The sequence below is a fragment of the Pseudodesulfovibrio sp. zrk46 genome (assembly GCF_012516435.1).
Taxonomy (GTDB): domain Bacteria; phylum Desulfobacterota; class Desulfovibrionia; order Desulfovibrionales; family Desulfovibrionaceae; genus Pseudodesulfovibrio.
The window spans coordinates 2,771,441-2,796,809 of sequence record NZ_CP051216.1 but is presented as its reverse complement, the minus strand read 5'-3'; the positions used below and the strand labels follow the sequence as shown (position 1 = coordinate 2,796,809).

20 protein-coding genes, 1 tRNA gene and 1 pseudogene are annotated in these 25,369 nt (G+C 43.8%); 14 read left to right on the top strand and 8 right to left on the bottom strand.

What is annotated here, in order from left to right; all coding sequences use genetic code 11:
* Positions 1-193 precede the first annotated feature (193 nt).
* The 9 genes from HFN16_RS12585 to HFN16_RS12545 all read left to right on the top strand — a co-directional run bounded on the left by HFN16_RS12585 (position 194) and on the right by HFN16_RS12545 (position 12,966).
* Positions 194-1,504, top strand: a complete 1,311-nt coding sequence (locus HFN16_RS12585; RefSeq protein ID WP_168891088.1) for a tetratricopeptide repeat protein — start codon at positions 194-196, stop codon at positions 1,502-1,504.
* A gap of 191 nt (positions 1,505-1,695) precedes the next feature.
* A complete protein-coding gene (locus HFN16_RS12580) occupies positions 1,696-3,807 on the top strand; it encodes a transporter substrate-binding domain-containing protein (protein ID WP_168891087.1) in 2,112 nt (703 codons plus the stop codon).
* A 31-nt stretch (positions 3,808-3,838) separates the two neighbouring features.
* Positions 3,839-4,510 (top strand): hypothetical protein, encoded by a 672-nt coding sequence (locus HFN16_RS12575; protein ID WP_168891086.1) that lies wholly within the window; start codon positions 3,839-3,841, stop codon positions 4,508-4,510.
* A 137-nt stretch (positions 4,511-4,647) separates the two neighbouring features.
* Positions 4,648-6,258, top strand: a complete 1,611-nt coding sequence (locus HFN16_RS12570; RefSeq protein WP_168891085.1) for an ATP-binding protein — start codon at positions 4,648-4,650, stop codon at positions 6,256-6,258.
* 176 nt (positions 6,259-6,434) lie between these two features.
* A complete protein-coding gene (locus HFN16_RS12565) occupies positions 6,435-7,454 on the top strand; it encodes an ABC transporter substrate-binding protein (protein WP_168891084.1) in 1,020 nt (339 codons plus the stop codon).
* 1 nt (position 7,455) lies between these two features.
* Complete coding sequence (locus tag HFN16_RS12560; protein WP_168891083.1) at positions 7,456-9,552, top strand: ATP-binding protein; 2,097 nt, start codon at positions 7,456-7,458, stop codon at positions 9,550-9,552.
* Complete coding sequence (locus HFN16_RS12555; protein WP_168891082.1) at positions 9,552-10,811, top strand: response regulator; 1,260 nt, start codon at positions 9,552-9,554, stop codon at positions 10,809-10,811. The genes HFN16_RS12560 and HFN16_RS12555 overlap by 1 nt, the downstream gene beginning before the upstream one ends.
* Positions 10,808-11,947 (top strand): HD domain-containing phosphohydrolase, encoded by a 1,140-nt coding sequence (locus HFN16_RS12550; RefSeq protein ID WP_168891081.1) that lies wholly within the window; start codon positions 10,808-10,810, stop codon positions 11,945-11,947. Before HFN16_RS12555 ends, HFN16_RS12550 begins: the two co-directional genes overlap by 4 nt.
* Before the next feature lie 5 nt (positions 11,948-11,952).
* On the top strand, positions 11,953-12,966 hold the full coding sequence (locus HFN16_RS12545) for an HD domain-containing phosphohydrolase (protein ID WP_168891080.1): 1,014 nt from the start codon (positions 11,953-11,955) through the stop codon (positions 12,964-12,966).
* Here HFN16_RS12545 and HFN16_RS12540 read toward each other — a convergent pair.
* The 7 genes from HFN16_RS12540 to HFN16_RS12510 form a co-directional block, all read right to left on the bottom strand.
* Positions 12,963-15,530 carry a PAS domain-containing sensor histidine kinase gene (locus HFN16_RS12540; protein WP_168891079.1) on the bottom strand — a complete coding sequence of 856 codons (2,568 nt, stop codon included), beginning with the start codon at positions 15,528-15,530 and terminating at the stop codon, positions 12,963-12,965. The two genes, HFN16_RS12545 and HFN16_RS12540, sit on opposite strands and share 4 nt — an antisense overlap.
* A gap of 589 nt (positions 15,531-16,119) precedes the next feature.
* Complete coding sequence (locus HFN16_RS12535; RefSeq protein ID WP_168891078.1) at positions 16,120-18,183, bottom strand: PAS domain S-box protein; 2,064 nt, start codon at positions 18,181-18,183, stop codon at positions 16,120-16,122.
* 18 nt (positions 18,184-18,201) lie between these two features.
* Entirely contained in the window at positions 18,202-19,248 is a 1,047-nt protein-coding gene (locus HFN16_RS12530; protein WP_247648504.1) for an ATP-binding protein, read from the bottom strand.
* Positions 19,249-19,275: 27 nt separating this feature from the next.
* Positions 19,276-19,725 carry an anti-sigma regulatory factor gene (locus HFN16_RS12525; RefSeq protein WP_168891076.1) on the bottom strand — a complete coding sequence of 150 codons (450 nt, stop codon included), beginning with the start codon at positions 19,723-19,725 and terminating at the stop codon, positions 19,276-19,278.
* Positions 19,725-20,102, bottom strand: coding sequence for an STAS domain-containing protein (locus tag HFN16_RS12520; protein WP_168891075.1), 378 nt, complete (start codon positions 20,100-20,102; stop codon positions 19,725-19,727). The genes HFN16_RS12525 and HFN16_RS12520 overlap by 1 nt, the downstream gene beginning before the upstream one ends.
* A gap of 1 nt (position 20,103) precedes the next feature.
* The gene (locus HFN16_RS12515; RefSeq protein WP_168891074.1) at positions 20,104-21,060 is read right to left on the bottom strand and encodes a PocR ligand-binding domain-containing protein; all 957 of its coding nucleotides are present in this window, start codon (positions 21,058-21,060) and stop codon (positions 20,104-20,106) included.
* Between the two features lie 35 nt (positions 21,061-21,095).
* Complete coding sequence (locus HFN16_RS12510; protein WP_168891073.1) at positions 21,096-22,073, bottom strand: GAF domain-containing protein; 978 nt, start codon at positions 22,071-22,073, stop codon at positions 21,096-21,098.
* 262 nt (positions 22,074-22,335) lie between these two features.
* Here HFN16_RS12510 and HFN16_RS12505 point away from each other — a divergent pair.
* Both HFN16_RS12505 and HFN16_RS12500 read left to right on the top strand, forming a co-directional pair.
* Positions 22,336-22,470: pseudogene (locus HFN16_RS12505) on the top strand (IS3 family transposase); the annotation flags it as partial.
* A 264-nt stretch (positions 22,471-22,734) separates the two neighbouring features.
* The gene (locus HFN16_RS12500) at positions 22,735-23,109 is read left to right on the top strand and encodes a tyrosine-type recombinase/integrase (RefSeq protein WP_168892354.1); all 375 of its coding nucleotides are present in this window, start codon (positions 22,735-22,737) and stop codon (positions 23,107-23,109) included.
* Between the two features lie 87 nt (positions 23,110-23,196).
* On the opposite strand, the gene HFN16_RS12495 is transcribed toward HFN16_RS12500, so the two are convergent.
* A tRNA-Ala gene (locus tag HFN16_RS12495) sits at positions 23,197-23,272 on the bottom strand.
* A 171-nt stretch (positions 23,273-23,443) separates the two neighbouring features.
* On the opposite strand from HFN16_RS12495, the gene HFN16_RS12490 reads away from it, so the two are divergent.
* From HFN16_RS12490 to HFN16_RS12480, 3 genes are all read left to right on the top strand, one after another.
* Positions 23,444-23,848 carry a GNAT family N-acetyltransferase gene (locus tag HFN16_RS12490; protein WP_168891072.1) on the top strand — a complete coding sequence of 135 codons (405 nt, stop codon included), beginning with the start codon at positions 23,444-23,446 and terminating at the stop codon, positions 23,846-23,848.
* A 92-nt stretch (positions 23,849-23,940) separates the two neighbouring features.
* Positions 23,941-24,423, top strand: coding sequence for an SH3 domain-containing protein (locus tag HFN16_RS12485; protein ID WP_168891071.1), 483 nt, complete (start codon positions 23,941-23,943; stop codon positions 24,421-24,423).
* Complete coding sequence (locus HFN16_RS12480) at positions 24,423-25,319, top strand: M48 family metallopeptidase (RefSeq protein ID WP_168891070.1); 897 nt, start codon at positions 24,423-24,425, stop codon at positions 25,317-25,319. The genes HFN16_RS12485 and HFN16_RS12480 overlap by 1 nt, the downstream gene beginning before the upstream one ends.
* The last annotated feature ends 50 nt before the right edge of the window (positions 25,320-25,369 follow it).

Here is a 25,369-nt window from a genome sequence, read left to right as displayed (position 1 = left end):
ACGCACTCCAAAAAGATGTTTTTTGAGGGGCCTACTTAGGCAATAACCATCTTTGACTAACGACAATAGGAGCCGCAATTTGCGCCGCCACCTATCAGTAAACCGATACCAATTGTAATTTTACAATCACAATTTCTCTTTATCTTTTGATCTAAAAAACTTGGAGTGCTATCAAGAGAGTTAAGGGGGACAAATGTCAGAAAGCGAGCATATCAAGGACTTTTTCACGAACCAAAACGGTAAAGTGCTTTGCATAGTAGAAGACATGTCTTTGTTTCGCACTGTGCGACATGCGCTTAGCCCGTTCGGGATTGATTTAGACGAAGTCGTTCTTTTGGAACAATGCGCAAAGACAGGCCTTCAGACCATCGAAGAGATGAGCAAAAAAGGCTTACCTTGTATCGTCTTTATGGAGAGAACTCTGCAAGGAGAAAAGACAACTAACCTTGTACTCAAAATCAAACGAACTTCTCCCAATGCTTGTTTATTCATTAAGGGTACTAATTTTACCAAAGAGATAATTTCATATTTATATGAAATAGGTACGAATGCCATAATTAGCCCGCCCATATCCGCAGAATCTGTGTTTCGGAAGCTCTCAATATGTGTAGAGAAAACCAAAGAACAACATCTTGAATTATATGTCAGACAACTAATAGCTGAGGCCAATCCACAGGACGCGCTTTTGGCAATCGAAAAATATCTTCTCCTAAATCCGGAGAGCTGCAACGCCTATTGCCTGAAAGGCGACGCCCTGCTTGCTGATGGGGATTATCCCAAGGCTGTTGAGGCCTATGAATACGCTTCCCGATTAAACCCGCTATACACCGAACCCCTTAAAAGACTGACAGCATTCTATAAACATACTCTTGACGACAAAGCGCTTCGGCTTTTGAGAAGGCTGGAATCGATAAGCCCATTCAACCCTGACCGAAAACTGGAAATGGCCGAGATACTGCTTCGCAAAGGAGAAAAAGAAGAGGCAAGCAAGATGTTTGATATGGCATTTAAGCAAGCTTCAAAAGAATTCTCTACTCTGTTGGGGGACATGACCGAAAGAATTGCAAAAGCAGCGGGAGAACAGTTGCCGGATCTGGCAGAAAAATATCTTGCCAAAACCATAGAAGTAAAAAAGTCCTTTTCTATCAACGACCTACCTATTTTCAACAGACTTGGTATGATGCACAGAAACAGAGGGGAGTGGGAGGAGGCCCTTGCCGTGTATAAAAAAGCTCTCTCAATCGCACCCAAAGATGCTGCTCTTCACTACAACATAGCACTGGCATACCATGAGGGAGGTAATAAGGCTGATGTCAAATATTACTTGAACAAGGCCTTTGAACTGAACAGAAATTTTTACAAGAGAAGTCCTGGAGTGTCTTATAATTTAGGATCAATCTATCTGGAATATGGGGATAAAACGTCTGCTAAAAAGTTCTTTGAACATGTAATGGAACTGGAACCGGCCAACAAAAAAGCTTCAAAGAAGCTGGCTCAGTGTTAGAATTACCATCTGAATTATTACTTTTATAATCAATTATCAAGAGATGCGATCTTAGGCAGTACAATACGACATTGCTTCATTTAAACTAATCCCATGAATACAATTCTAGGCTTGTAGTAATTAATCTGGATTTTTTTCGAAATATCAGAGTATAAGGGAACAGATGGAGAACTGTATTATACGGGGTTCGCATGATCGTTCCAAATCGCCTTCTCTTTCTTCTCATCCTAACAACACTACTGTTTGCCAGTAGTAGTGTGTTAGCTGCTTCCTGGCGTGAACAAAATCTGACGCCGGAAGAAATCTCTTTTCTTGATGCTCACCCAACAATGTTAGCCGGGGTCGGCACAGCCTTTCCGCCGATTATGTTTGCCCAGAAAGCAAAAAATGAAACCGTTTTCAAAGGCATGGTGTCCGACTACATCCAAGTCCTTGAGAACCGTTTAGGCATTACAATAGAACCGATCCTCAACATCCCTTTCAAAGAGGCTTTGCAGCGAGGAAGAGAAAAGAAGATAGACATTTTTCCCTGTATTGCCGAAACGGTTGAACGACAAAAATATTTGGCATTTTCCGACCCTTACCTGAGCTACCCGATCGTAATAATTACAAGGGAAAAAGCCCCTTTCATCTCCGGCATTGGAGATCTCGCCTCATATCGTATTGCGATCGTGAAGCACCTCGCAACTTACAGTCGACTCGTCAATCAATACAAAGTGAAGCAGTTCAATTATGTATTCCGGGAGACAATCCCTGATATTCTCAAAGCAGTCTCCGTCGGAAATGCAGATGCCTGTATCGTGAACTTGGCTGTTGCAATTTATGAAATAAACCGCCAAGGGTTAAGCAATCTGAAAGTTGCCGCCCCCACACCATGGAAGGACAACACTCTCTCGATGGCAGTCAGGTCGGATTGGCCTCTCATGCTTGGTATTATCGATAAGACTTTGAAATCGATCACGCCCCAAGAGCATGCTGCAATCAGAACCAAATGGATCAGCATCAAGGTCCCTCAACCAATAGATTTCCAGAACCTGATTACTTGGGGACTAGCGATTCTTGTCACGCTTATAATCATCGGTATTTTGGCTACATGCTGGATTAGGTCACTCAAAAAGGAAATCAGACAGAGAAAGATCGCCGAAACCAAACTTATGGAATCGGAAGCGAGTTTAATTCTTGCAGCCGAGAAAAACGGCCTGACACTTTGGGATTGGAATCTTTCAACTGACTGCATTGAGTATACTACAACCTCATACTCCGGGTTGCCTCAAAACGAGTGCAACTTCAAAAAAGCGTGGTTGGCAACGATACATACCGATGACGTATTGAGGGCCGAGGCGGCATTGGACAGTTGTTTCAACCGTCATTGTAAGAAGATTGAGTTGGAATACCGCAAACAAATCGTCGAAGGGGATGTCATGTGGGAGCACATGGCTGCCGTCATGCTGCCAGGGGTTGATGATCAAGCGGACCGCCTACTCGGTTTTTTCCAAGACATTACCACACGCAAGAATTTAGCCAAGAAGCGATCATTATCGGACAAGCTCGAGTCTATTGGTGAAATTGCATCTGGCATTGCCCACGAAATGAATACTCCACTGCATTACATCAGAGGTAACCTCAAATTTATTGTTGGGATTGTTGAAAGTCTGTACAGCCATAAATCATTGAAAGAGCCGCAAATAAGCTCCCTCTCTACGGCAGAATGCATGGAGATGAACACTGCTCTTGAAGAGTGCAAAGCTGCCGCAAACGAGTCAATAGAGGGTGTCGACAGGGTGTCTAAGATTATTAACGCTCTCAAGCTAGTAGCTCATGGTAGTGAGAGCCAAGTTCATTCATACAACCTGAAGGATGTGATCGAGAAAGCGCTTACAATATCTGAGAATGAATGGAAATATTCTTCTCAAATGACTCTCAATGTCGATGATCACATTGAAATCGTATGCAATCCTAGCGACATAATACAATTACTAACTATCATTATCGTAAACGCAGCCCATGCGATAAAAGGCCGATTCGGAGAAAAGGTTGCAGGCAAGATCATCGTCACAGCTTTTATTGAAAATGAAACACTAATTATAACCATTACAGATAATGGTTGTGGCATTGCTGATAATAATCTCGATCGAATTTTCGACCCTTTTTTCACGACAAAAGATGTCGGGGAAGGCACAGGCCAAGGTCTATATATCGCCTTCAACATCGCGAAAAAATATAACGGAACAATCACCTGTTCTTCCAAGGCAAATGACGGGACGACATTCAACATCAGCCTAAACGGCATCGTACAAAACTGATATTGTCTTGCTACTTGAGGCAGGAGGCCTAATGCGCTTTCTCTACCGTTTCGAATTGTCCGACAAAACGATCAGCTTCAAAGTCAATATTGATGAGCACACCGGCCTAGCTAAAAAAAAGCCGGAAACGTTACTCCCACAATGGGTACTATTAAAAACACATCAGTGTAGGCACTGCCCGTACTCTCACGATGAAATACGATATTGCCCCCTTGCGGAAGCAATCCACCCAACAATTGATCCTTTTCTGAAGATTAAATCGTACGAAGAGGCCACCGTTAAAGTATCCACCCGGGAACGTATGTTTGGCCTTCGAACCACAGTCCAGCGAGGGCTAGGCTCTCTTCTCGGACTGTTGATCGCCACAAGTGGCTGTCCACATACGTCTTTTCTGAAGCCTATGGCTCGATTTCATCTTCCTTTCGCATCGGAAGAGGAGACGCTCTACCGAGCTGTATCGACTTTCATGCTTGGAAAATTCATCCAAAGTAGGGACACCGGCTGTACCATTCCCGATCTAGATGAGCTAAAAGCTGCTTACGGCGAATTAGAAATTGTCAACAGTCATGTAGCCAGTCGTCTTCGTAAAATGACCGCAGATGATGCTTCTATCAATGCACTAATCATTCTTGATTTTTTTGCCAAAAGCGTCCCTCTCATTATTGAAGATGACTTAGGGGAACTACCTACCCTTTTCTCATAGTCTTTCTCTCCCCCCTTAAGGGGCATTACCCTTTATAATTTATCACTCTTCCTTTGCTCAGCCACTCTGCTGTGATATGTTTATAGTAAATCTGAATAGATACTTTTGGATATTCTGCCTTATGCAAAAGGATTCATATGCTTGCCGATTTTATCAAGTCCAACGAGCAGTGGCTCATGGAAAGAGTACTGAGTTACGCAACGCAGCAGGAATATACTAAGTATACTTCAACGCTCGTTGAGGCATGGCGAGTTTCAATAGTTGGAATGTCCGACGCAATAGTACAGGTGATTGACAAGCAGGGGGAAGAGCTTCTTGAGTTCGGCCCCAACGACCGATTCTCCAAAATCGAATTCGCGGCCTTTGGCATTAAGGAAGCACAACTACATCGAAAGCGCGGTATCAGCCTCCAAATGTTCCTCGGGTTGTACAAATACTATCGATACTCTTTCATAGATCTTATTCGAACGATGAACATTTCTAGTGAGAAAATGGACCACTACGAAAAATTCGTAGAACGGGTTTTTGATCTTATTGAGATAGCCTTCTGTTCTGAATGGGCGGGACTGGAAGCAGACAACGCCATACTGGAACTACAAAAAAACAATCGAGAGATGACTAATGAAAAAAACAAGTATCTCACATTGTTTGAAAGTCTTGATGTGCCAGTATTTCTTATCAACAACGAAGGCAACATCGACAACCTGAATCCATCCGCCGCAACGCTCATTGGAGAAAAAATTAAGGAGGGCGGGGTTTATTACGGTATTGGGGAGATTCTTGATCGTATCAAATTACAACCTCTATCGTCTTTCTTCCCATGGCTTGATGATGTTCTGCGAAGTTTTTTTGAAAATGAACTGCAATCCGAACAATTCGAGACAGTTCTGAAAGAAGGAGAACACTACATTCACAAACTCGTTCGGCTGGCGAGAATGTGTGACGTGAGTGGGAAATTCAGAGGCGGAATTGTCGTTATTGAAGATACAACTGACAAAAAAAGGGTTGAGCAGCAGTTGGCACAATCACAGAAGCTTGAGGGAATCGGAGTTCTTGCCTCTGGGATAGCTCATGAGATCAATACTCCAATCCACTTCATTGGTAACAATCTGAAATACCTCCACACGGTGTTAGAGGAGTTGAAAGATTCCATAGATATACCGCAATCTCATATGAAAGATATGACCGCTGCCATCCGAGAATCACAAGAGGGCGTCGAGCGGGTTGCCAACATTGTGAAAGCCTTAAAGCGTTTTGCTCATCCCAATACAAAGGATTTGGTTCAAGTTAGAATCGACGAGGTCGTAGACAATATAGTCGAGATAACCCGCAACGAATGGAAGTATATTGCTGAGGTAACAACAGGTTATCAAGACGACAGGCTATGTATTGAAGGAATTCCCGGTGAAATCGGCCAAATAGTACTCAACCTGATCATGAACTCAGTACAAGCCATCAAGGAAAGAGAACGTAAAGAGCTTGGCTCCATAGAAATTCATGTAACTCGTGATGGCAACTTTATCGTTATTACCGTCTCCGATGATGGCTGTGGAATTTCGCTGGAGAACAGGCACAGGGTATTTGATCCTTTCTTTACAACCAAAGAGGTCGGGCAAGGAACAGGACAAGGCCTGCACATCGCCCACTCCCTTGTCAGGAAGCACAAAGGCAGCATTGACTTCTCCTCTCATGTCGGCAGAGGCACCTCTTTCAAAGTAAAGCTACCGGCATGCAGAGAACAACTATAGCCTGAAACTTCTCAGAATAATAATCTCATCATTCTCATCGATATGCGACATTAACAGCTCACAGTAAATAGGAGAGGGGTGCCGTGATATCAACTATAAGATTCAAAAAAATAATTCTATATATTATATGTCTTTTGACACTACTCACCGGGTGCTCTGAAAATAGGGAACCAATTATGATTGGTGCCATTTTCGTCATGACCAACACTCATGGCAAAGCAGACCCTAATGGACAGGTAGTGTTAAATGGGATGCAGTTCGCTATTAATGCCATTAATGCGCAGGGAGGAGTCGAAGGACACCCTCTCAAATTGATGCACCGCAACTGCAAGGCTGATTCTACAATTGCAATTCAACAATTCAAAGAGTTGGCAGAACTGGGTGCTGTAGTGATAATTAACAACTATAGCCATATTACCTTGGCCCTCAAAAAAATTGCATTGGAAACAAAGGTTCCACAATTGGCAATAATGGCCACAGCCGAGGATATAACCGAAGACGGACCATACACTTTTCGCTACTGGACTAAAGCTTCCGATCAAGCGAAAGCTCTCCTTCCCCTTGTTAAAAAGCTCAAAATTAAGCGGCTTGGGCTTGTGAACATTGATAATACTTATGGCAACTCGGTCTCGGATGAGCTCATGAGCAAAATGACCTCTACCGGCATCGAAGTGCAGAAAACGGTATACTCATCAGTAGGAAAAGATTTGGAAACAAATCTTGCCACCTTAGGCGACATCGATGCCATAAGCTTCACCTGCTTCCCGAGTGACATCCTACCCATCGTGAAAACGATCAAAAAAGTATACCCATCAATCAAAATTATCGGCCCAGTCAGCGTTGCCAGTCCTAAATTCTTCTCTGAAAAAGAACTAGATGGGATTTATATCCCGGCCCCATTAATTTACAATGTAACATCTCGACAAATGAAACAATTACGCGTTGATTTTGTTCAACAGTACGACAGTCCCGTGGATGTGTATTCTACAATAGGCTACGACAGCATCATGCTTCTGTATGACATCTTCAAAGCAAAAGGAACGAAGCCACAGGATATAGTTGAATTTATGGAGAGGGGATTTGTTTATCCAGGGTTATTCGGTGATGTCGAAAGCCAACCCAATTCTCATCATTTCCATTTCCCTTTACGCCCGGCTCAAATGAAAAACGGCAAACTCGAATTCTTCAGGCGGTAATATGCGCATCAATACCAAAGTAATCATCTTACTGACTGGATTCGCCATACTGCTGCTTAGTGTGACAGGGGTGGTGTACCATCGGACCTACAATGCTTTCCAAGATCAACTATTCGAAGATGGAGAATTCTGGGGGAAGCATATCCAAGGGATGATACAAAGCAATATTTCCTTTTATCAAGAAGACTTGGGCTTATTCATAGCCACCTTACAGTCAGACGCACAAATACACACTGGGGCATGGTGGCAGCAGGTAGATAACCCCATGCTTTCCTCCAGATTTATTGACTTCTTTGAAAACAATTTCGGCCAGAGATTTTATGAAGAGGTTTTTCTCGCCAATAAGGATGGAAAGATACTCGCCTCCACAGAATCAGAAAAACAGGATTGCTGTAAGGAAGATTGGTGGTCAACTACACTTGAGACAGGTAGATCTATGGATTTTTTTAAAGACTCTCGTGGTCGCTCGATGCTTCGCATTTCAATGCGAATTGATAACCCAAGTAGCGATCCGGTTGTCCTGACTGCTATCTGCCATTCCTCTTCGCTTATTCGAAAAATTGGTCACACTCTAGATGAGTATCACATCAATAAACTGGAACTTCTCACTGATCATTGGGAGACACTCTACTCCACGTCCTTATACAAGCCTTTTTCTATAAACACTTTTTTAAAAAATAAATTTTCCAACAAGAACATCAATGGAGTTTTTCAAGACAAGATAAATGGCAATAACGAAATTATCGTTGTTCAAACTCATTTGGCTAATACGAATATTCCCATTAAGTGGCATATCGTATTGTCTCTGGATTACAATAGATTGTTGAAACCTGTATTGGCTATACGCTGGTGGATCCTTGGAGGATCTGCTTCACTAATTCTGCTGGCCATGATTCTCTTCTATTTAATTAGGAATATTCAAACAAAACATTATGATGAACTACAACTCATCAAGAACCAGAAAGTACTAGAAAGCATACTCGATGGTATTGAAGCAGGAGTGCTATTCATAGACATGGAACGTTTCATCATAACAAGAGCCAGCAACGTTGCTGGCAAAATTCTAAGGGTTTCGCCTTCGGAGCTTACCGGCAAGCCCTGCTATGAATACATTTGCAGGTATGGTGATCAATTTCCAAAGAAAGGATGCCCAGCCATTGGGAAAAAGCTATTGAACGCAGAATTTGAGTTGAAGCGCAAAGATGAAACCTCGGTACCAATCTCTAAGACAGTGCTCGAATTGGAGATTAATGACAAACCCCATTTCGTCGCAGTCATCTTCGATATTTCCGAACGAAAGAACATCGAAAGACAGCTTGCACACGCTCTCAAACTCGAAAGCATTGGCAGTCTGGCTGCAGGAATAGCACACGAAATCAACACTCCAGCTCAATACATCACTGACAATCTGAGATTCATTCAAAAGGCCTTTGAAACTTGTATTGCATGCTGGGCACAAAAGGCTAATCCAGAGGCCCACCCCTCCTTATCCTTTGAGGATATCGATTTTTACAATGAGGAAGTTCCTCAAGCCCTCGAACAATCCCTTGAAGGGGTTGAGAGCATTACGACGACAGTTCAAGCCTTAAAAAAATTGTCTCATCCGGGACTGGATCTGTTTGAATGGAACAACTTGAATGCAATCCTTCAAAATCTTTCTATCGTTTCAAAAAACGAATGGAAATACACTGCAGATTTAAACCTTGATCTAATGGAAGGCTTACCTCAAGTACGCTGTAATTCTCACGATATTAGCCAAGCGTTTCTTAATTTAATCATAAATGCAGTTCATGCAGTTAAAGATCGCTTTAAAGACACAACAGAGAAAGGGACAATCTCCATATCTACCTCGGAAGATGGAGACAATGTCACCATATCCATAGAAGACAATGGAATCGGCATCCCAAAAGAGATTCAAGAAAGAATCTTTGATCCCTTTTTCACCACAAAGGATGTCGGGCAAGGTAGCGGTCAAGGTTTAAGCATTTGTTATTCGATTATTACAAAACATAATGGTACCATAGAAGTCACAAGTGATCTCAATGTCGGCACTCGCTTCACGATAGTGTTGCCGATAAATCCTGATGAGAGGGACTAATGAGCGACAAAACTCAAATCATGTTTGTAGACGATGAACCTAATGTTCTTTCTGCGCTGAAGCGTATGCTCAGGTCAAAGCATAATGAATGGGACATGACCTTTGTTGAATCCGGCCAAAAGGCTCTTGAGGCGATGGAACATGCTGAATTTGATGTTGTGGTTTCAGACATACGCATGCCCGGGATGGACGGAGCAGATCTCCTCAGCCGGGTTAAGTCACTATCGCCTACCACTATTCGTATTGCGCTTTCGGGACAGGTGGACCTTAACGAAGTTATCCGTAGCATCAAGGCTGTGCATCAATACATCTCCAAACCATGTGAATCCGACGAACTCATCGAAAAGATCGAGGGGGCACTGCACTCCCGATCTGTTCTTACGGACCAAAACCTTCTAGAGCTTGTTACCAAACTTGATGCATTGCCCGTAATTCCACAAGTTTTCCATGACATAGAAAGTGAATTGGCTCAAAAAGAACCATCTATTGATAAAATAGCGGAACATATCTCACGTGATGTTGGCTTTGTTGCCAAAGTCCTCAAGCTTGTGAACTCTCCCTATTTCGGACTTCCTTCAAACGTAGACTCCGTTCATAAAGCTATAACCATGCTTGGACTGGACACTATTAAAGCGCTGGTTCTCTCCACCCATATGTTCTCCCTATATGACGAGAAGAAGCTTCCCGAACTAAGCATCACCCTTCTTTGGGAACATTGTTTCAGAGTGTCCACTATCGCTCAGTTGATTGCAGAGTGCGAAGGACTTGACAGAGACACTATCGCACAGTGTCGTATGACCGGGCTGCTACATGACGTTGGAAAGCTTGTCCTTATCAGTAGTTTCCCGGAACAGTACAAGCAAATGCTGAACGATATTAATGGAACCAACAAGCTCATCTTCGAAGCAGAGAAGGAGACATTTGGCACATCACATGCCGAAGTAGGCGCATACCTAATGGGCCTTTGGGGACTATCCGGCAGACTGGTCTACGGCATCGGGCACCATCATCATAAGGTCAATCCAGATGATCAAGTTTCAGTAATAGCGCACGTTGCAGATGTTTTCGATCATAACTGCGTCATTATAAACGAAAAGTATAGGAAGACTAAAATTAACGAGGAACTGGAAGGCCTTGTCGACAAAGCGAAACGGACCAAGTGGATCGCTTACCTTAAAAAGAAATGGGACTATTGGGAGTGCATCCCGGCTGAAAACATTGATATTTTCATGCAGTCCATTGGCAGAGGTGTTAAATGAAACAGCGAATCCTCTTAGTGGACGATGAACCCAATGTGCTGTCTGCGCTAAGGAGACAGCTAAGGGATTTATTCGAAGTCGAAATAGACACAGACCCTTTAAATGCGCTGGCAAATATAGACAAAAAACACCCATTTGCAGCGGTAGTATCTGACTTCAGAATGCCCAAAATGAATGGCATTGAATTCCTTAAAGAGGTCAAGGAACTTTCACCCGACACCACCCGGCTTATGCTCACAGGATACGCCGATCTGAATAATGCCATCCACGCTGTGAATGACGGGAATGTTTTCCGTTTTTTAACCAAGCCATGTGAGAAAGAGGATCTTCGCAAACATGTAGTAGAAGGCGTTCGTCAATTTGATTTGGTTACGGCAAAAAAAGTCTTAATGGAGAAAACTCTCAAAGGCAGTATAGAACTCCTTGGCGAAATAACGTCACTGGTGAACCCGGTTGCTGGAGAACAGGTCAACAGAGTACGCCGCTATGTAAGATATCTCGCCGAGAAAAAAGGGGTCAAAGATTTATGGCGTTATGACATCGCAACGATGCTTTCTCAATTTGGCACTCTGATCCTGCCGCCGGGCACGTTGGATGACATCTTCAACGGAAAGGAAATAACACCAGAACAACTGCAAATGTTTGAAATGCACCCTGTCATTGCCCAAAGCATGATCCAGAAGCTGCCGCGGCTTGAGTCGATTGCAGAAATGATCGCATATCAGCTCAAGGGATATGATGGTTCTGGCACACCTCGAGACAACAAGAAGGGAGATAGCATTCCTCTTGGCGGGCGTATTTTGAAAATTGCCTTGGATTATGATGTGGCACTCCAAAAGAATAAATCCCCCCAAAAAGCCTTCATGAGTTTGGAAAAGAATATTGAAGTATATGACCCGGAGTTAATATATTATCTCGAGGGAATGCTCGGCAATGAGGCCAGATATGAAACTAAGATGGTTGCACTGGCTGATCTGAACCCAGGGATGATTCTTCATCAAGACATCATTTCTGATCAAGGCGCCATGCTGCTCAGAAAAAGCTTGGAGCTAGATAAAGACAAAATTGATCGGATACACTTATTTGCTAAACAAGTCGGTGTGCCTGAAAAATTAGAAGTACTCGTACCAGGTTAGTAACAATGATGAATAAAGATTATTCCCGACACAAAGTGCTCATGGTCGACGATGAAGCCAACCTTCTGGATAGTCATCGCAGATTGTTGCGCAATGTATTCGATGTGCATACGGCCTTAGGTGGTGAAGCGGCCCTCGAAAAACTAGAGAAAGAAGGACCTTTCGTTGTCGCTGTAACCGATATTAAAATGCCAACCATGAGCGGTATTGAACTGCTAGGAAAAATCAAGGAGCTTTATCCGTCAACGATTCGTATGGTCCTGACAGGTTATGCTGACCTGGAAATGGCAATCAGTGTCGTCAACCGAGGTGATATCTTCCGTTTTCTTACAAAGCCCTGTGCTATTGAAGACCTTACCAATGCAATCATTGCAGGCATAGACCAGTTCAAGATGACCCAGGCCTCTCAAGAACTAGCAATTATGCGCCGTTTAAACGATGGTCTGGAAGGAACCCTTCAGGCTTTTACCCGTCTAGTTGAATTCCGAGACCCCTATACCGCAGGGCACATGGAACGGACCTCAAAATTAGCTGTTTTGATAGCTGAAAGAATAAACTTGCCCGAAGAAAAAATACATGGATTGGAACTGGCTGCCCGAGTTCATGATATTGGTAAGATAGCCGTACCGGCAGGTATTCTAAATAAGCCTGGCACACTAAACGATGCAGAATTTGCGCTGATTAAAGCTCATCCTCTTGTCGGAGCGGACATATTCCAGACCTTGGATACGGAATGGCCAATATCCAGGATAATCGTCGAGCACCATGAACGCCTTGACGGTTCAGGCTACCCCAATGGCATCACCAAAGAGAGCATATTAATTGAATCGAAAATTCTTTCTGTCGCTGATGTTATTGATGCTATAATGACCCACAGACCATATCGCAAAATTCTTGGAGCAAATGAGGCCATTCGTTTTCTCAATGAAATGAAAGGATCTTGTTTTGATGTTCAATGCGCAGAATCAGGGATTTCCATACTCCAGGAAGAGAACATATACTCTGAAGAAGCATTTTAGTCTTTATCTTCAAAAGGAAGCTTGATGACAAAAGTACTTCCTTCACCCACGGTGCTCAAGACTTCAATACTTCCGTTGTGAAGGTTCGTCACGACATTATGAGCTATCGCCAACCCTTGCCCAGTCCCCTTACCAACCTCCTTAGTTGTAAAGAACGGGTCAAAGATTCTATCGAGTAGTTCCTCTGGGATACCAGATCCTGTATCTGATATTTCCAACACAGCTAAATCTCTTTCGGAATAGGTTTTTATTGAGATAGAGCCCAGTTCATCGTCAATATCTCGAACCGCTTCAATCGCGTGGGCTGCATTAACGACTACATTTAAGATTACTTGTCCGACCTCTGCTTTGAGGCAATAAATGTGATCTAATTGTTCATCTAAATCATAATTGATAATTGCAGAATACTTCCACTCGTTGGTCGCGACTGTAACGGCGTCTCTAACTATCTCATTTAAGCTCCAAAAGCTCTTTTTGACTTCGCCAGGATGCGCCAGTTGCTTGATCGATTGTACGATCTCCGAAATACGCTTCAACCCTGACTCTGACTCTTGCAGTGCATTGGGGAGGTCTTCCTTGAGGAACTCCACTTCCTGATCATCAATAATCTTTTCAGCATACTCAAGAATTTCTGATTCGCTTCCGCCCAACTCTCTATTTTTAATAAGTAGTATCAACTTTTGAGTCTTTTCGATCATCCCTGAATATTTCGCGAATGAATCCTCAAAAAACTGCAAGTTACTTGTAACATACTGAGTGGGAGTATTGATTTCATGAGCAATTCCGGCTGCGAGTTCCCCTATTGACTCGAGTTTCTGAGATTGGCGTAAGCGGGCTTCAATAACGAGTTGCTCAGAAATATCTCGGGCTACTCCGACATAGCCGATTCGTTCTCCGTTGTCGTTCTTAACTGGGCCAATAGTTGACTCTTGGGTGTAACGTTCGCCATTTTTCCGCCTATTAATAAACCTACCAGTCCAGATTTCATCAGCAACAAGTGTTTCCCATAACCCAATATAAAAATCTCTCTTGTGCTCACCACTATTAAGGATTCGTGGATTCTTTCCTAAAACTTCTTCCTTGCTATAACCCGAAACCTGTTCAAAAGCGGGATTGACATATGAGATTGTTCCATCAAGATCGGTGATTATGATCATTTCTGCAGCCTGTTCGATAGCCGCAGTGAGACGACTACGGGCAACATCAGCCTCTTTTATCCGGGTGATGTCAGTGAGGGCTACCAACTTTCCGACAGTCTCACTATGTGCATTCTCCAAATCAACGATCTGACCAAGAATCCACAGTTCATCCCCTTTTAGGTTCGTCAATTGGAACTCATAACGCTGCTTAATATTATTTTGAGTAAACCATTCTCGAATGATTTCATCCCTCAGGCCTCTTTCAATAAACTGGAGCCAGCCAACCCCAGCAAGCTCAACGGTAGAAGCCCGTGTAAGTTCCTGCATCTTCTCATTTGCATACATTAGATTGCCCATCAGATCTGTAATGACAATTCCTACTGGTGCAGCTTTTGCCAGAGCCCTGAATCGTTCCTGCGATTCTTTCTGTGCTTGGCGAGCAAGATGCTCATTGGTCACATCAATACCAATACACAGCAACTCGGGAGTTTGTGATTCAAACAACTTCACAGTCCACGAGACATAAGCAAACTCATTTTTACTCTTGGCAATTTGAGTAGGATTAAGGCTGGTCCTTTCTGATAAAAATTCAGCTATTCCAAAAATCGAAGGAGTGCTCACCTCTTCTTCAAACAACTGATACATCGGGATTCCAACGACTGAATCAACTGCAAAATAATTTTGAGCATAGTTATTCGCGTAAGTAATATTACCATTACTGTCGATTCGAATAATCAAACTATCAGCATTCTCAACCAGCCCACGATATTGCTGCTCACTTTGCTGAAGGGCTCTTATGATCGGCTCGCTTATCCTCAAGAACAGCCAAACTCCGATCAAAGTAAGAAAACTACCAACTCCCAAAACGATTATGTTTGCCTCCATAAAAGGCGCTTTGACTTCTTCTAAATCAACCTTTGCAACAATACCCAGAGTAGTATTTCTTAATGTTACGTAGTTATAAGCAGCCAAAACTTCAGTGGTGTCATAGTCGTCGGCAATAATTGTTCCCACTTGTCGTAAAAGGGCATGCTTCATAGGTATGGCTAAACCTGAGTCAAAAGGGATTTTAGCCATCGGGCTATCGGAGGGCACAGCTTTGCCATTTAGACTTAGGAAGCTTATGAAGCCTCCTTCACGTTTTGCAACTATGAATTCTACTTTGGAATCTTTCTCCATGAAAAGCGAGTGGGAACGCACGAGAAGATCGATAACTCCATGCTCATCTATATCTGTGGATGCCCATAAGCGCACACCTATTTCCGCGATGACATTTTTTTGGACACCCACCAATTCAGATAGACGGGCCCGCTGCTCAGAGATGGACATTTGATACATGTAGTAGCTGTTAAAAAAAGATACAGCTACCACCAAAGCTACCATTATAAGTACTAAGTATATGAATCGCCGTTTTTTCCAGATCATGACCGCCCCAGATTCTCCTTTGCCCTTGCCCCCGCATCAATGAATCGACTACCCCTACCCGATTATTCCGCTTTTTCTTCCAAGTATTGCTTAATCTTCATATCACTCCCTAGGATGTGAGTAAGCAACCAGCTTGCGATAAGAGCCTTGATTTCATTGGTATCGATATCCTCCTGATAGAACCTTGCACTTTGAAATCACTTTGCGCTGTTCTTCAACTGCACAGGTTCGTGTGCATGCTCACCCAACTTGGGGAAAAACAATTTTAGACATACAGTCTTCTTCTAAAGTGAAATGGATAACCGCATACTCTCTCAAACGAGATAGATGGCGATTGGTTCATATTGCATCATCCCTTTCGACAATCCATTCAACTCCCTATCACTAGTTCTTGATTCATTACTAACATGTAATTTCAAAGAGGAAAACTCAATATCGAATCCCGCATAAGACGATTGACAAAGGCTCATTGCAATTCAAAGAAAGATTGCCATGAGCGCTCTGCCTCCTATCAACTCACATCACTCTTTTGGGAACTATGATCGATAGGACCAAGTGCTACTTTCACTTTCCCATGTAGCAAGCCTATCTACTCAGCTTCAATCGGTAGTTTAAGGGTAAATGTTGTACCAACCCCCAACTCCGATTCAAATGCAATTTCGCCACCATGCTTCTGAATAACAGCGTGCGTTATAGCCAAGCCTTGCCCTGTACCGTAGCCGACGTCTTTGGTTGTGAAGAAGGGGTCAAATATTTTCCCATAGTTCTCGGGGGCAATTCCTATTCCCGTATCCATAATAGATATGGCAATCGTGTCATCTTCATGTTTGGTAGAAATTCTTATAATCCCTTTTTCACCGCAATCTGAGCACTTTGAAGCGTTGGCATGGGCTGCATTAACGATAATATTCAAGATAGCCTGATTCAAATCTCCAGGGACAAACATCAGCAATGGCAAATCCTGAGAATATTCCGTCTCAATCTCCGAACAATATTTCCACTCGTTTCGAGCGACAATAATGGTGTTCTCAATGGCCGCATTCACATCAATGGCTTTACGGTCCTCAAGGTCAGGGTGTGAGAACTTCTTCATTGCAGTAACTATAGTGGAAACGCGTCCGACTCCTTCAAGAATGTCATCAATGGCTGCCTTTGACTCAGTAATATCATCTATCAAAGCAACCTTATCCACTAAGTTAACTAGTTCTGAAGCGACTTTGACAACATCTTGTTCCTCAACAACCGCACTGCTCAAGTCTTCGTACTTTTCCATGCAATTCGCAAAACTTTCGATAACGGACTTCAAAAAGGTAACATTGCCGCCAATGTACTGAATCGGAGTGTTGATTTCATGCGCAATTCCAGCGGCCAATTGCCCCACGGACTCTAGCTTTTGGGCATAAGCTAACTGTCGTTCCAGAGATTTCTTCTCTGTCACATCAAAAATGATTTCGACATGAATGTTTTGATCCTTTATCCGCAAAGGAAGAACATGCTTCATAACTGGAATGACAGTACCGTCAGGTAAAGACAATTGCTGTTCTTTATTCAGCATCTTGGTCATATAAATACTACACTTTTTACCCGGTACCGCTTTCTTACCAGGACATATGAGATCACAACATTTTCTGCCCAATATTTCAGGGCGCGTCATATCAAGCATCTTCTGGCCAGTTGTATTAACATATATAATAGAATAATTTGCAGGATCTACAAAGAAAACTCCAGCTCCCATTCCATTCAAAACCGCCCTTAAGATCTTTTCTGATTCAGCCAAATGTTCACTGACTTTTTTTCGTTCAGCAATTTCAGTCAGTAGATGCTCATTCGAAGCATTGAGCTCCCTTGTGCGAACCTCAACTTTCATCTCCAACTCTTCATTTATTTCAGAAAGTTGCTTCTCCATCTTTTTTCTTTCTGTGATGTCACGAACTACTCCAACAGTGCCGATAAAGGTCCTTGTCACTGTTCCACTACTGCCCCGATAAAGCCCAGCAGCATTTATCTCAGCGATAACATCATCACCGGATAGCCCTATTAATTCTGCTGGCTGGACAGAACTACTATCCTTTGATTTTAGTCCAACAACGAGTCCACAAGTCATACGAGCACCTGTACGACGCTCATCGACTATCTTGGGACTATAGTCATCTTGTCTCTCTAAAAGTTCAGTTTCCTCAAGTATCCCCTCTCTTGAAATACTTTTGCTCTCAATAGGATAGAAAAGAGTCTTGAAATGCTCACCAATTAATTCTTCCTGAGTATAGCCAAGCCTAGCAACGGCCTCGTTTACGAAGGTAAAATGCCCAGATGGAGAGACTTGATAAACAACATCAGGAATTGTTTTGACCAAACTATGATAACGCTCTTCAGAGACTTTAAGTTCATTTAGGGAAACCGATAGCCTCTGATTTGCATCATTCAACTCTATCGTTCTCTCCTTGACCAAGTCTTCCAAATGGTCACGATGCATGCGGAGTTCAGACTCGGATTCTCTTAACTCCTTTGTACGTTCGTTGACCCTATCGTCTAGCTCTAATGTCAATTGCAGCAATTCAGAGTTGGTTTTTGCCAATTCTTCATGCACCTCATTGAGCTCTCTTTTCAACCGCGAGAGTTCTGAATGGCTGCTGGCCGAATTTCCAACTGACATATCGAATCCTTCTCGAGCTTAACGTTTTGTTGTATCTGCTCCGTCTGCCTTTTTAACTATGAGAATTGTGGCATCATCATTATCTCTTCCATAATTCCTAAGAAGCGCTAATGCCATCTGTTTTGCCGAGAGCAGACTTATGGTCGGATCATCTTCCAAACTCCATTTGCTGGAGATCCCATCTGAGTGCATTATAAGAAGATCATTTGCTTCCCATACATGTTCAGAGATGGAAACTCGTCCAACACCTGCCCCCAAAAAGCCCCTCTTGAAAACATAGGAAAAGCCTGGATTGCTTCCACGATATCTCACTTCAATATTTCCGACACCGGCCAAGGAGATACTGTTCCGTTCCCAATCAATTAATGCCAGGGCCATAACGACACCACGTGTAGCCCTGCAACTTCTGTCCACGCCTTTAAACAGTGCTTCTATCTCCAAATGGACATGATCTTCGACATACTTTTGGGCCGCACTTGCAGCCTTATGCGCGAACTGTCCATGCCCCAACCCATCGATAACGCAAACCATCAGCCTGTTATCAATTATGCGCACTACATAGCTGTCACCATTAAGGTTGAAGCCTGGGCATGGCCTACTTGCGACTCCAACATCCAAAGGGCCTGAAACAGCGTATCGTTCTCGTTTCTTCAGCTTTCTAGTACATCGTATCCTGGTACCAGACTGACCCTCTGGGACTGGCAACAAATCCAATGAATCCATGAATCTGTTCAGTGTGCCAAGTCCGATTCCAAGCCCGCCTCGAGAAGAGAGCCCATCAGCGATAGCTTCATCAATACTTCTAAGTCCTGGCCCATTATCTTTTGCAGTAAATTCAATCTCCCAATCCATGAGTTCACATTTGACTCTGATACTTAAGATTCCACCTTCGGCATGAAGAACCATGTTCATCGCCAACTCCTTGGCGCACACCACCAGTTCCTCTTGTTCAGTCGCATCGAAACCAATCTCTCGAGCAATCTTTTTTACTTTGCTAACAGCCCAGTGCACGTCGGCCGAATTCTCAACAATTACGTGTTCAGTTTTGGGGCAAGTACGATCCATAGACACAACAAGATTCCTTGTAGAAAGCTAAGCAGCTTGCGGCGAAGAGACTATTCTTCCTTTTAGCCACTTACGAATAACAACATTCGTACCGACACCTGGAGTCGACTCAACATCTATCTCATCCATAAGCCTTTTAGCACCAGGAAGACCGAGCCCTAACCCCCTAGAGGTTGTAAATCCTGGGGACATTGCTAGGTCAATATCCCTAATTCCAGGCCCCCTATCCTCAAACAGCAACTCAACACCAATTCTTCCTATTTGATTGAGCTTTTTCCAGTGCATGTTGCCTTGAGACGCATACTTATAAATATTTCTTGCTAACTCGGAAGCCGCCGTGACTATACGAGTAACGTCTGTGTCATTAAATCCAAGGCGTTGGCAGGCAGACCGAATCTCTTTGCGCACAGCGACAATATCGACTTCAGAAGTAATTGCGATCTTACCGGAATAGTCTTGGAAATTATCTATAGACATTATTCCTCCGAAGAGACCGAGGTTGTACTATTAAGCATATCGAGAGCCTTATCGACTTCAAGTGCCGTACGCATGGCACCAAGAGTCAACCCAAGCTGTGTTGCCGTAATAGCAACACCGACCTGCATACCGGCCAAAATCGTAGTACCTCCCATTAGAGAGACCATTTGGCCTGTTTCAATAATCGTTCTGGCAAAATAAGAATCCAGAGTACTTACTTGGGACAAATCGAGGATCACACCTTTCGTATCCTGTTCACTCATCCGATTCAGGATGTTATCTTGCAATTCCGCAATTACCATATCTTGCGGATCTTGAGGCAAGGTGACAAGCAGCACTCCTTTAATCCGAACAATTGAAACTGTTGCTGTATTCATTCTAGACCCCCTCACTCAACAAAACTGCTTTTTCCTTCTGTTGTAAGGAGAGAGCCAATCGCAAACCGTCAGCAAAGGAATTTCTGGTCTTGATTCCTTTGAGGCCAATTCCAAGTTGAATGAGAGTTTGCGCTATCGATGGACTCACACCGGTCAGAATAACTTCTGCGCCAACCATGTTTGCTGCATTAACCGCATCTATGAAGTATTGTGCGGATTGTGTGTCTACATCCGGAACACCAGTGATATCCAATAACGCTAAGGGAGACTTGGTTTCCACGATAGCCCCCAGAAAACGTTCCATGAGTAGTTCGGCGCGTTCCCCGTCCATCAAACCGATAAGCGGGGCAGCCACAATGCCGTCCCACACTCTCACAACAGGAGTTGATAAATCCTGAATAGCTTGGGTCTTTTTTTCTAACTCCTTTGCCTGTTCCTTCTGAACTCTTTGTTCGAGGTAGGATTCCGAAACAACTTCAGCAAATAATTTTACGAAGTTAGTTAAATCAGGCAGTCGCTTTTTTTCTACGATTGGAACATGCTTTAGCGCTTTCAAGTAATCCTTTGAGTCAAAGCCATATTTTCGAGCAAAGGCACGAAATTTATCTTTATCAGGGGGAGCGGTAAGAAACTGTCCGATAAACGCATTGGCGACATGTTCTCCCTCAACGATGATTGGGGCAGCGGCGTCGATCAATCCATTCTTGCACTCATAAAGTGTGTATTTCTTATCCTTGGAAAGTCGATTGGCTAAAATCACATCGGATTCAATGCACTTTTTGCATGTCTCTTCGTTTTTGCGATGAAAATCAGTACAAATTCTTTGCCACTGGGCTCCCACCATGACATTCCCATCCAAATCAATGATGGCGCCGGCAATTCCGGTAGCCTTACAAAAGGCCTCCAGCAATTTTTGATGCCGATCGAGAGCTAGGGTTTCGGAAAACGACATTTGCATAACACGCTCCTAGAAATAGAAATATAAGTTAGAAACTACTGACTCTGAATACTCTGCACTTCGAGGCCAAGCCTTTTCAAACCCACACGTATTCCCGCAGAAAGAGAAGCTCTCGTAATCACCTCAGACAAGTCGATCCCCAGATGCACCAACGTCTTAGCTATTTCTGGTCTAACTCCTGTGAGAATGACTTCTGCTCCCAAGAGACGAGAGGCTCCGATCGTATCAATGATATGCTGCGCAGTTTGCGTATCCAGAATTGGAACACCGGTAATATCTATCAATGCAACGGAAGAATTGGTGGTCTCAATGCTCGACAAGATGAGATCCATAAACTGCCGTGTTCGTTCACTGTCCAAACTGCCGATCAAAGGTGCTATTACAATTCCCTCCCAGATCTTTAGGACAGGTGTAGATAGCTCCAATATTTCTTGTGCCTGAGCGGCCAATTTGTTCTCGGTTTGTTTGCTGTGAAGAGCTTGGTTCACAGCCACGGCCAACGACTCAACAGCTTCCTGATCTTTCTTTGTAAATCGCCCCTTCTTTTTTGCCAGTGAAATCATACCAATAGTTAATTCACCTTGCTTCATGGGGACGCCTAGAAAAGCATTTAAAGGAGGGTGCTCCGGAGGGAGCCCTGAGCTTGATGGATGCTTGCTCGGAGCATTAGTAAGCAATGATTTTCCATCTTTAAGGACTTTTCCCCAAATCCCGGAAATATCCATATCTGTAATCAGTAAACCAGCTTTGGAACTATCGATACCGCACGCATCCCATCCCGGATTACTCACAGCAATTGTATCGAACCGACCAACAGGATTTATTTCTCCAATAAAGCCGTAGTCACTGTTCGTTATCTTCTCCAAAGTATGAAGGCAGAGCTTTGCCAACTCTTCCTCATCATTGCCTGTCAAAGCCTGAAGAAAAATATTGTTAATTCCCTCTAAAACACTTCTTTCAAGCGATCTTTGACCTTTTGCATCAGACTTAGATACCTTTTCTTTGGAACTCACGCCTGCCTCCTCTTTGAACTCAGATCAATTCGCCTATAATTAAACGCACCCAAATAGAAAAACCTATTATCAGATAAACACATTCAAAAACAATATGTCCACTTCATGGCGTTATAATAATGCACCAAGACTGAGGATGGGGTTGAGGAACTTACACCAGCACGTATAACTATTCAGGAATGATCGGAATGGCAGCAACCGAATAAGGACGGCTACCGGGTGCTCATATTGAGATAACCATTGAAGAAAAGTCCCTATTGTGCCTGAAATATTCAACACAGATGAAGGCAGCCAATTTACCAGTTATGAGTTCATCAGAACCTTGCAGGATGCTGGCATCCGCATCTCAATGGATGGCCGAGGGCGTTGGATGGATAATGTTATGATCGAACGACTCTGAAAGTCGCTGAAATACGAATGCGTTTATCTGCGAGAGTTAGAGACAGGGTCCGACAGCGAAGTCGAGAACATGCTTGAACATGCTGCTAATCAGAAAACACGCCATTACATGTTTTTGGCAATTATGATCGCCGTCGCGCATGGTTGTGCTCGCCAAGAGGCACTTAACCTCAAATGACCCCATATCGATCTGAACTTTCAAGAAACAAGGCCGATCAGCTTCTTTCGCACCAAAAACAAGCATGACAGAATTCACGCGATAATGCTTCGAACAAGAGAGGCTTTACTCAATCGAAAAGCACACGTTGAAAAGATGCGAAAGAAACGTGGAATCAAAGTCAGAGACGAATATGTTATCGGCCGACTCGATGGTACTGGATTTAAGGATGTCAATAATGCTTGGAGAACCATTCGAAAGGCATGCGGATTCAACAAAAAGATTACCTTCCATGTTCAGCGCCACACATACTGCACCAATATTGTACTCTCTGGCAGTTCAACGAAGCATGCAGCAGCCATGATCGGACACAATGATCCCCGAATGACCGAACGATACACCAACCTTGAAAACCTTATCCACAATCCGGCGCAAGACAGACTTGCCGCACATTATAAAAACACAAAAAAATCCAAATAGGACACATTTGGGTCACAAAACCGTTTTTCGGTTCCAGACAAAAGAAAAAGGACTTCAGATAAACATCTGAAGTCCTTAAGTTTCTAGTGGTGGAGCTGGAGGGAATTGAACCCACGACCTCTTGAATGCCATTCAAGCGCTCTCCCAACTGAGCTACAGCCCCACGTCGTTGGAAAGTCAATTTGCAGAAAGTGCGGGATGTTGTCAACACAAAATAGTGTAGATTCACACTTTTATCAATATACGTGCCGTATTAATCTCAACAAACAATATATTGGACCTATTGAAGACGGAGCCATAGATTTCCTCCAACAGGAATGACAAGGAGGCACATATGTCTATTTCTTTCAGTGACACCAAAGAGTTATGCGAGCAGGAGCTACAAGACCTGTTTCTCTCCGTAGATTGGGATTCCGGGAATTATCCAGAAAAGCTGGTGAAGGCCATCCAAGGAGCACATGGGGTTTTTACTGCTTGGGATGGGGACAAGCTCGTCGGATTGATCAATGTTTTATCAGACGGACACATGGCCGCTTACGTTCATTATCTGCTGGTTCGTCCGGAATACCAGGGCAAAGGGATTGGAAAACTCCTCATTGAGCAAATGGCCGAGGCGTACCAGGACGTTCCGACCAAGCTACTGATTTCCTACAACACCAAAGCCGGGTTCTACGAACGACAAGGTTTTGTCGCCGCAACAGACAAGTCTCCCATGTTCATGACCTCAATGCGCTTGTAACCTCCATTCTTCACCGAACATAATGATGCATCCCTTCTTTTTTTCTGGTAATCCCCACACTCAGGTTGCCATTGAAATTGGAGGGATGCTTCATGAAAAGCATAAGCAAATATATTATTGGGCTAGCTGTAACCGTAATGACAGCAACATCAGCCTGGGCAGGCCAACAACTCAGCGTTCAGGTTCAAAACGGCCAACTCAGAAGCAAGCCCGGCTTCTATGGAAAGCAAACCGACACCCTGCCGTATGGGGATGCTGTAGAACTTAAAGCCGAAGAGGGAGAATGGCGTCGTATCACCTCCATCAAATCCGGCAAAAGCGGATGGATGCATTCCTCAGCGCTGAGCGAGCAGAAGATCATTCTTCGCCCTACCAATAGTGATGTACAAGCAGCAGAGCAAACCGATACCCTCATCCTCTCTGGACAAGGTTTCAATCAAAGGACCGAAGATAAATACCGAGAATCCACCAAAGCTGATTATACATTGGTAGACAAGATGGCCGCCGAAAGCGCCTCCCCCAAAGAAGTCGATGAATTCATCAAGGCTGGCGGCCTTGGGAAAGGCGGTATCTAATGAAACGTAGAAGCTTTCTCCGCGCCTTGTTTCTGACCACTCCCATCCTGCTTGCCCCGGGTCTTGCCAGTGCATTTGAAATCGGCCTTCCCGGTGGTTTCAAGGTGGACACTGAAGATATCAAAAACAGCTACAAAGCCCCCCCGAAAAAACCAGCGGGGTATCAGGAAATTACCCCGCAACAGGAGCACTACCTTGGCAGGGCTGTGGCAGCTTCAATATTAACGAAATACTCTCCACTCCAACATGATCGTGCGCAAAAGTATTTGAACGTCATGGGATTAGCTCTGGCAAAAGTATCCGACCGCCCTGAAACATTTGGCGGCTACAAATTCATGATCCTTGATACTGACGAGATCAACGCCATGTCAGCACCGGGAGGCTTTATCTTTGTCACCAAAGGCATGCTTCGATGCTGCAAAACAGAAGACGCCATGGCCGCAGCGCTAGCCCATGAGATAGCACATGTTCAACGCAAACACCCGCTCCAAGCCCTGAGCAAGGGCGTCATCAATCAAGCAGCGAGGACACAATCCCTCCCCGGCACATCCACATTCTTTCTTGAAAATGAGAAGAACCTCGCCAAGACACTAGGCACGGGCACTGAGACAATTACCACGACGCTACTCGAAAATGGATACTCCACAGAATTTGAAGAGGAAGCGGACAAAGACGCCGTCACGATACTACAACGCTTGGGCTATGACCCCAATTATTTCATCGAAATGTTACAGGTCATGAAAAAGCGCTTGGCCGAAGAAGCGGCTTTCGCCAAGACTCACCCTGCACCGGAAGACAGGATCAAGACAGTGGAGAGCATTATCGGAGCCTATAGGAAAACCAAACCATCCGTTGCGAGGAAGTTTCGCTTCATGACCATGACTGGTGGCATGTAACTCAAGAGCAAATAAAAAAGGGAAACCTCATACAAGACTCCCCTTTTTCC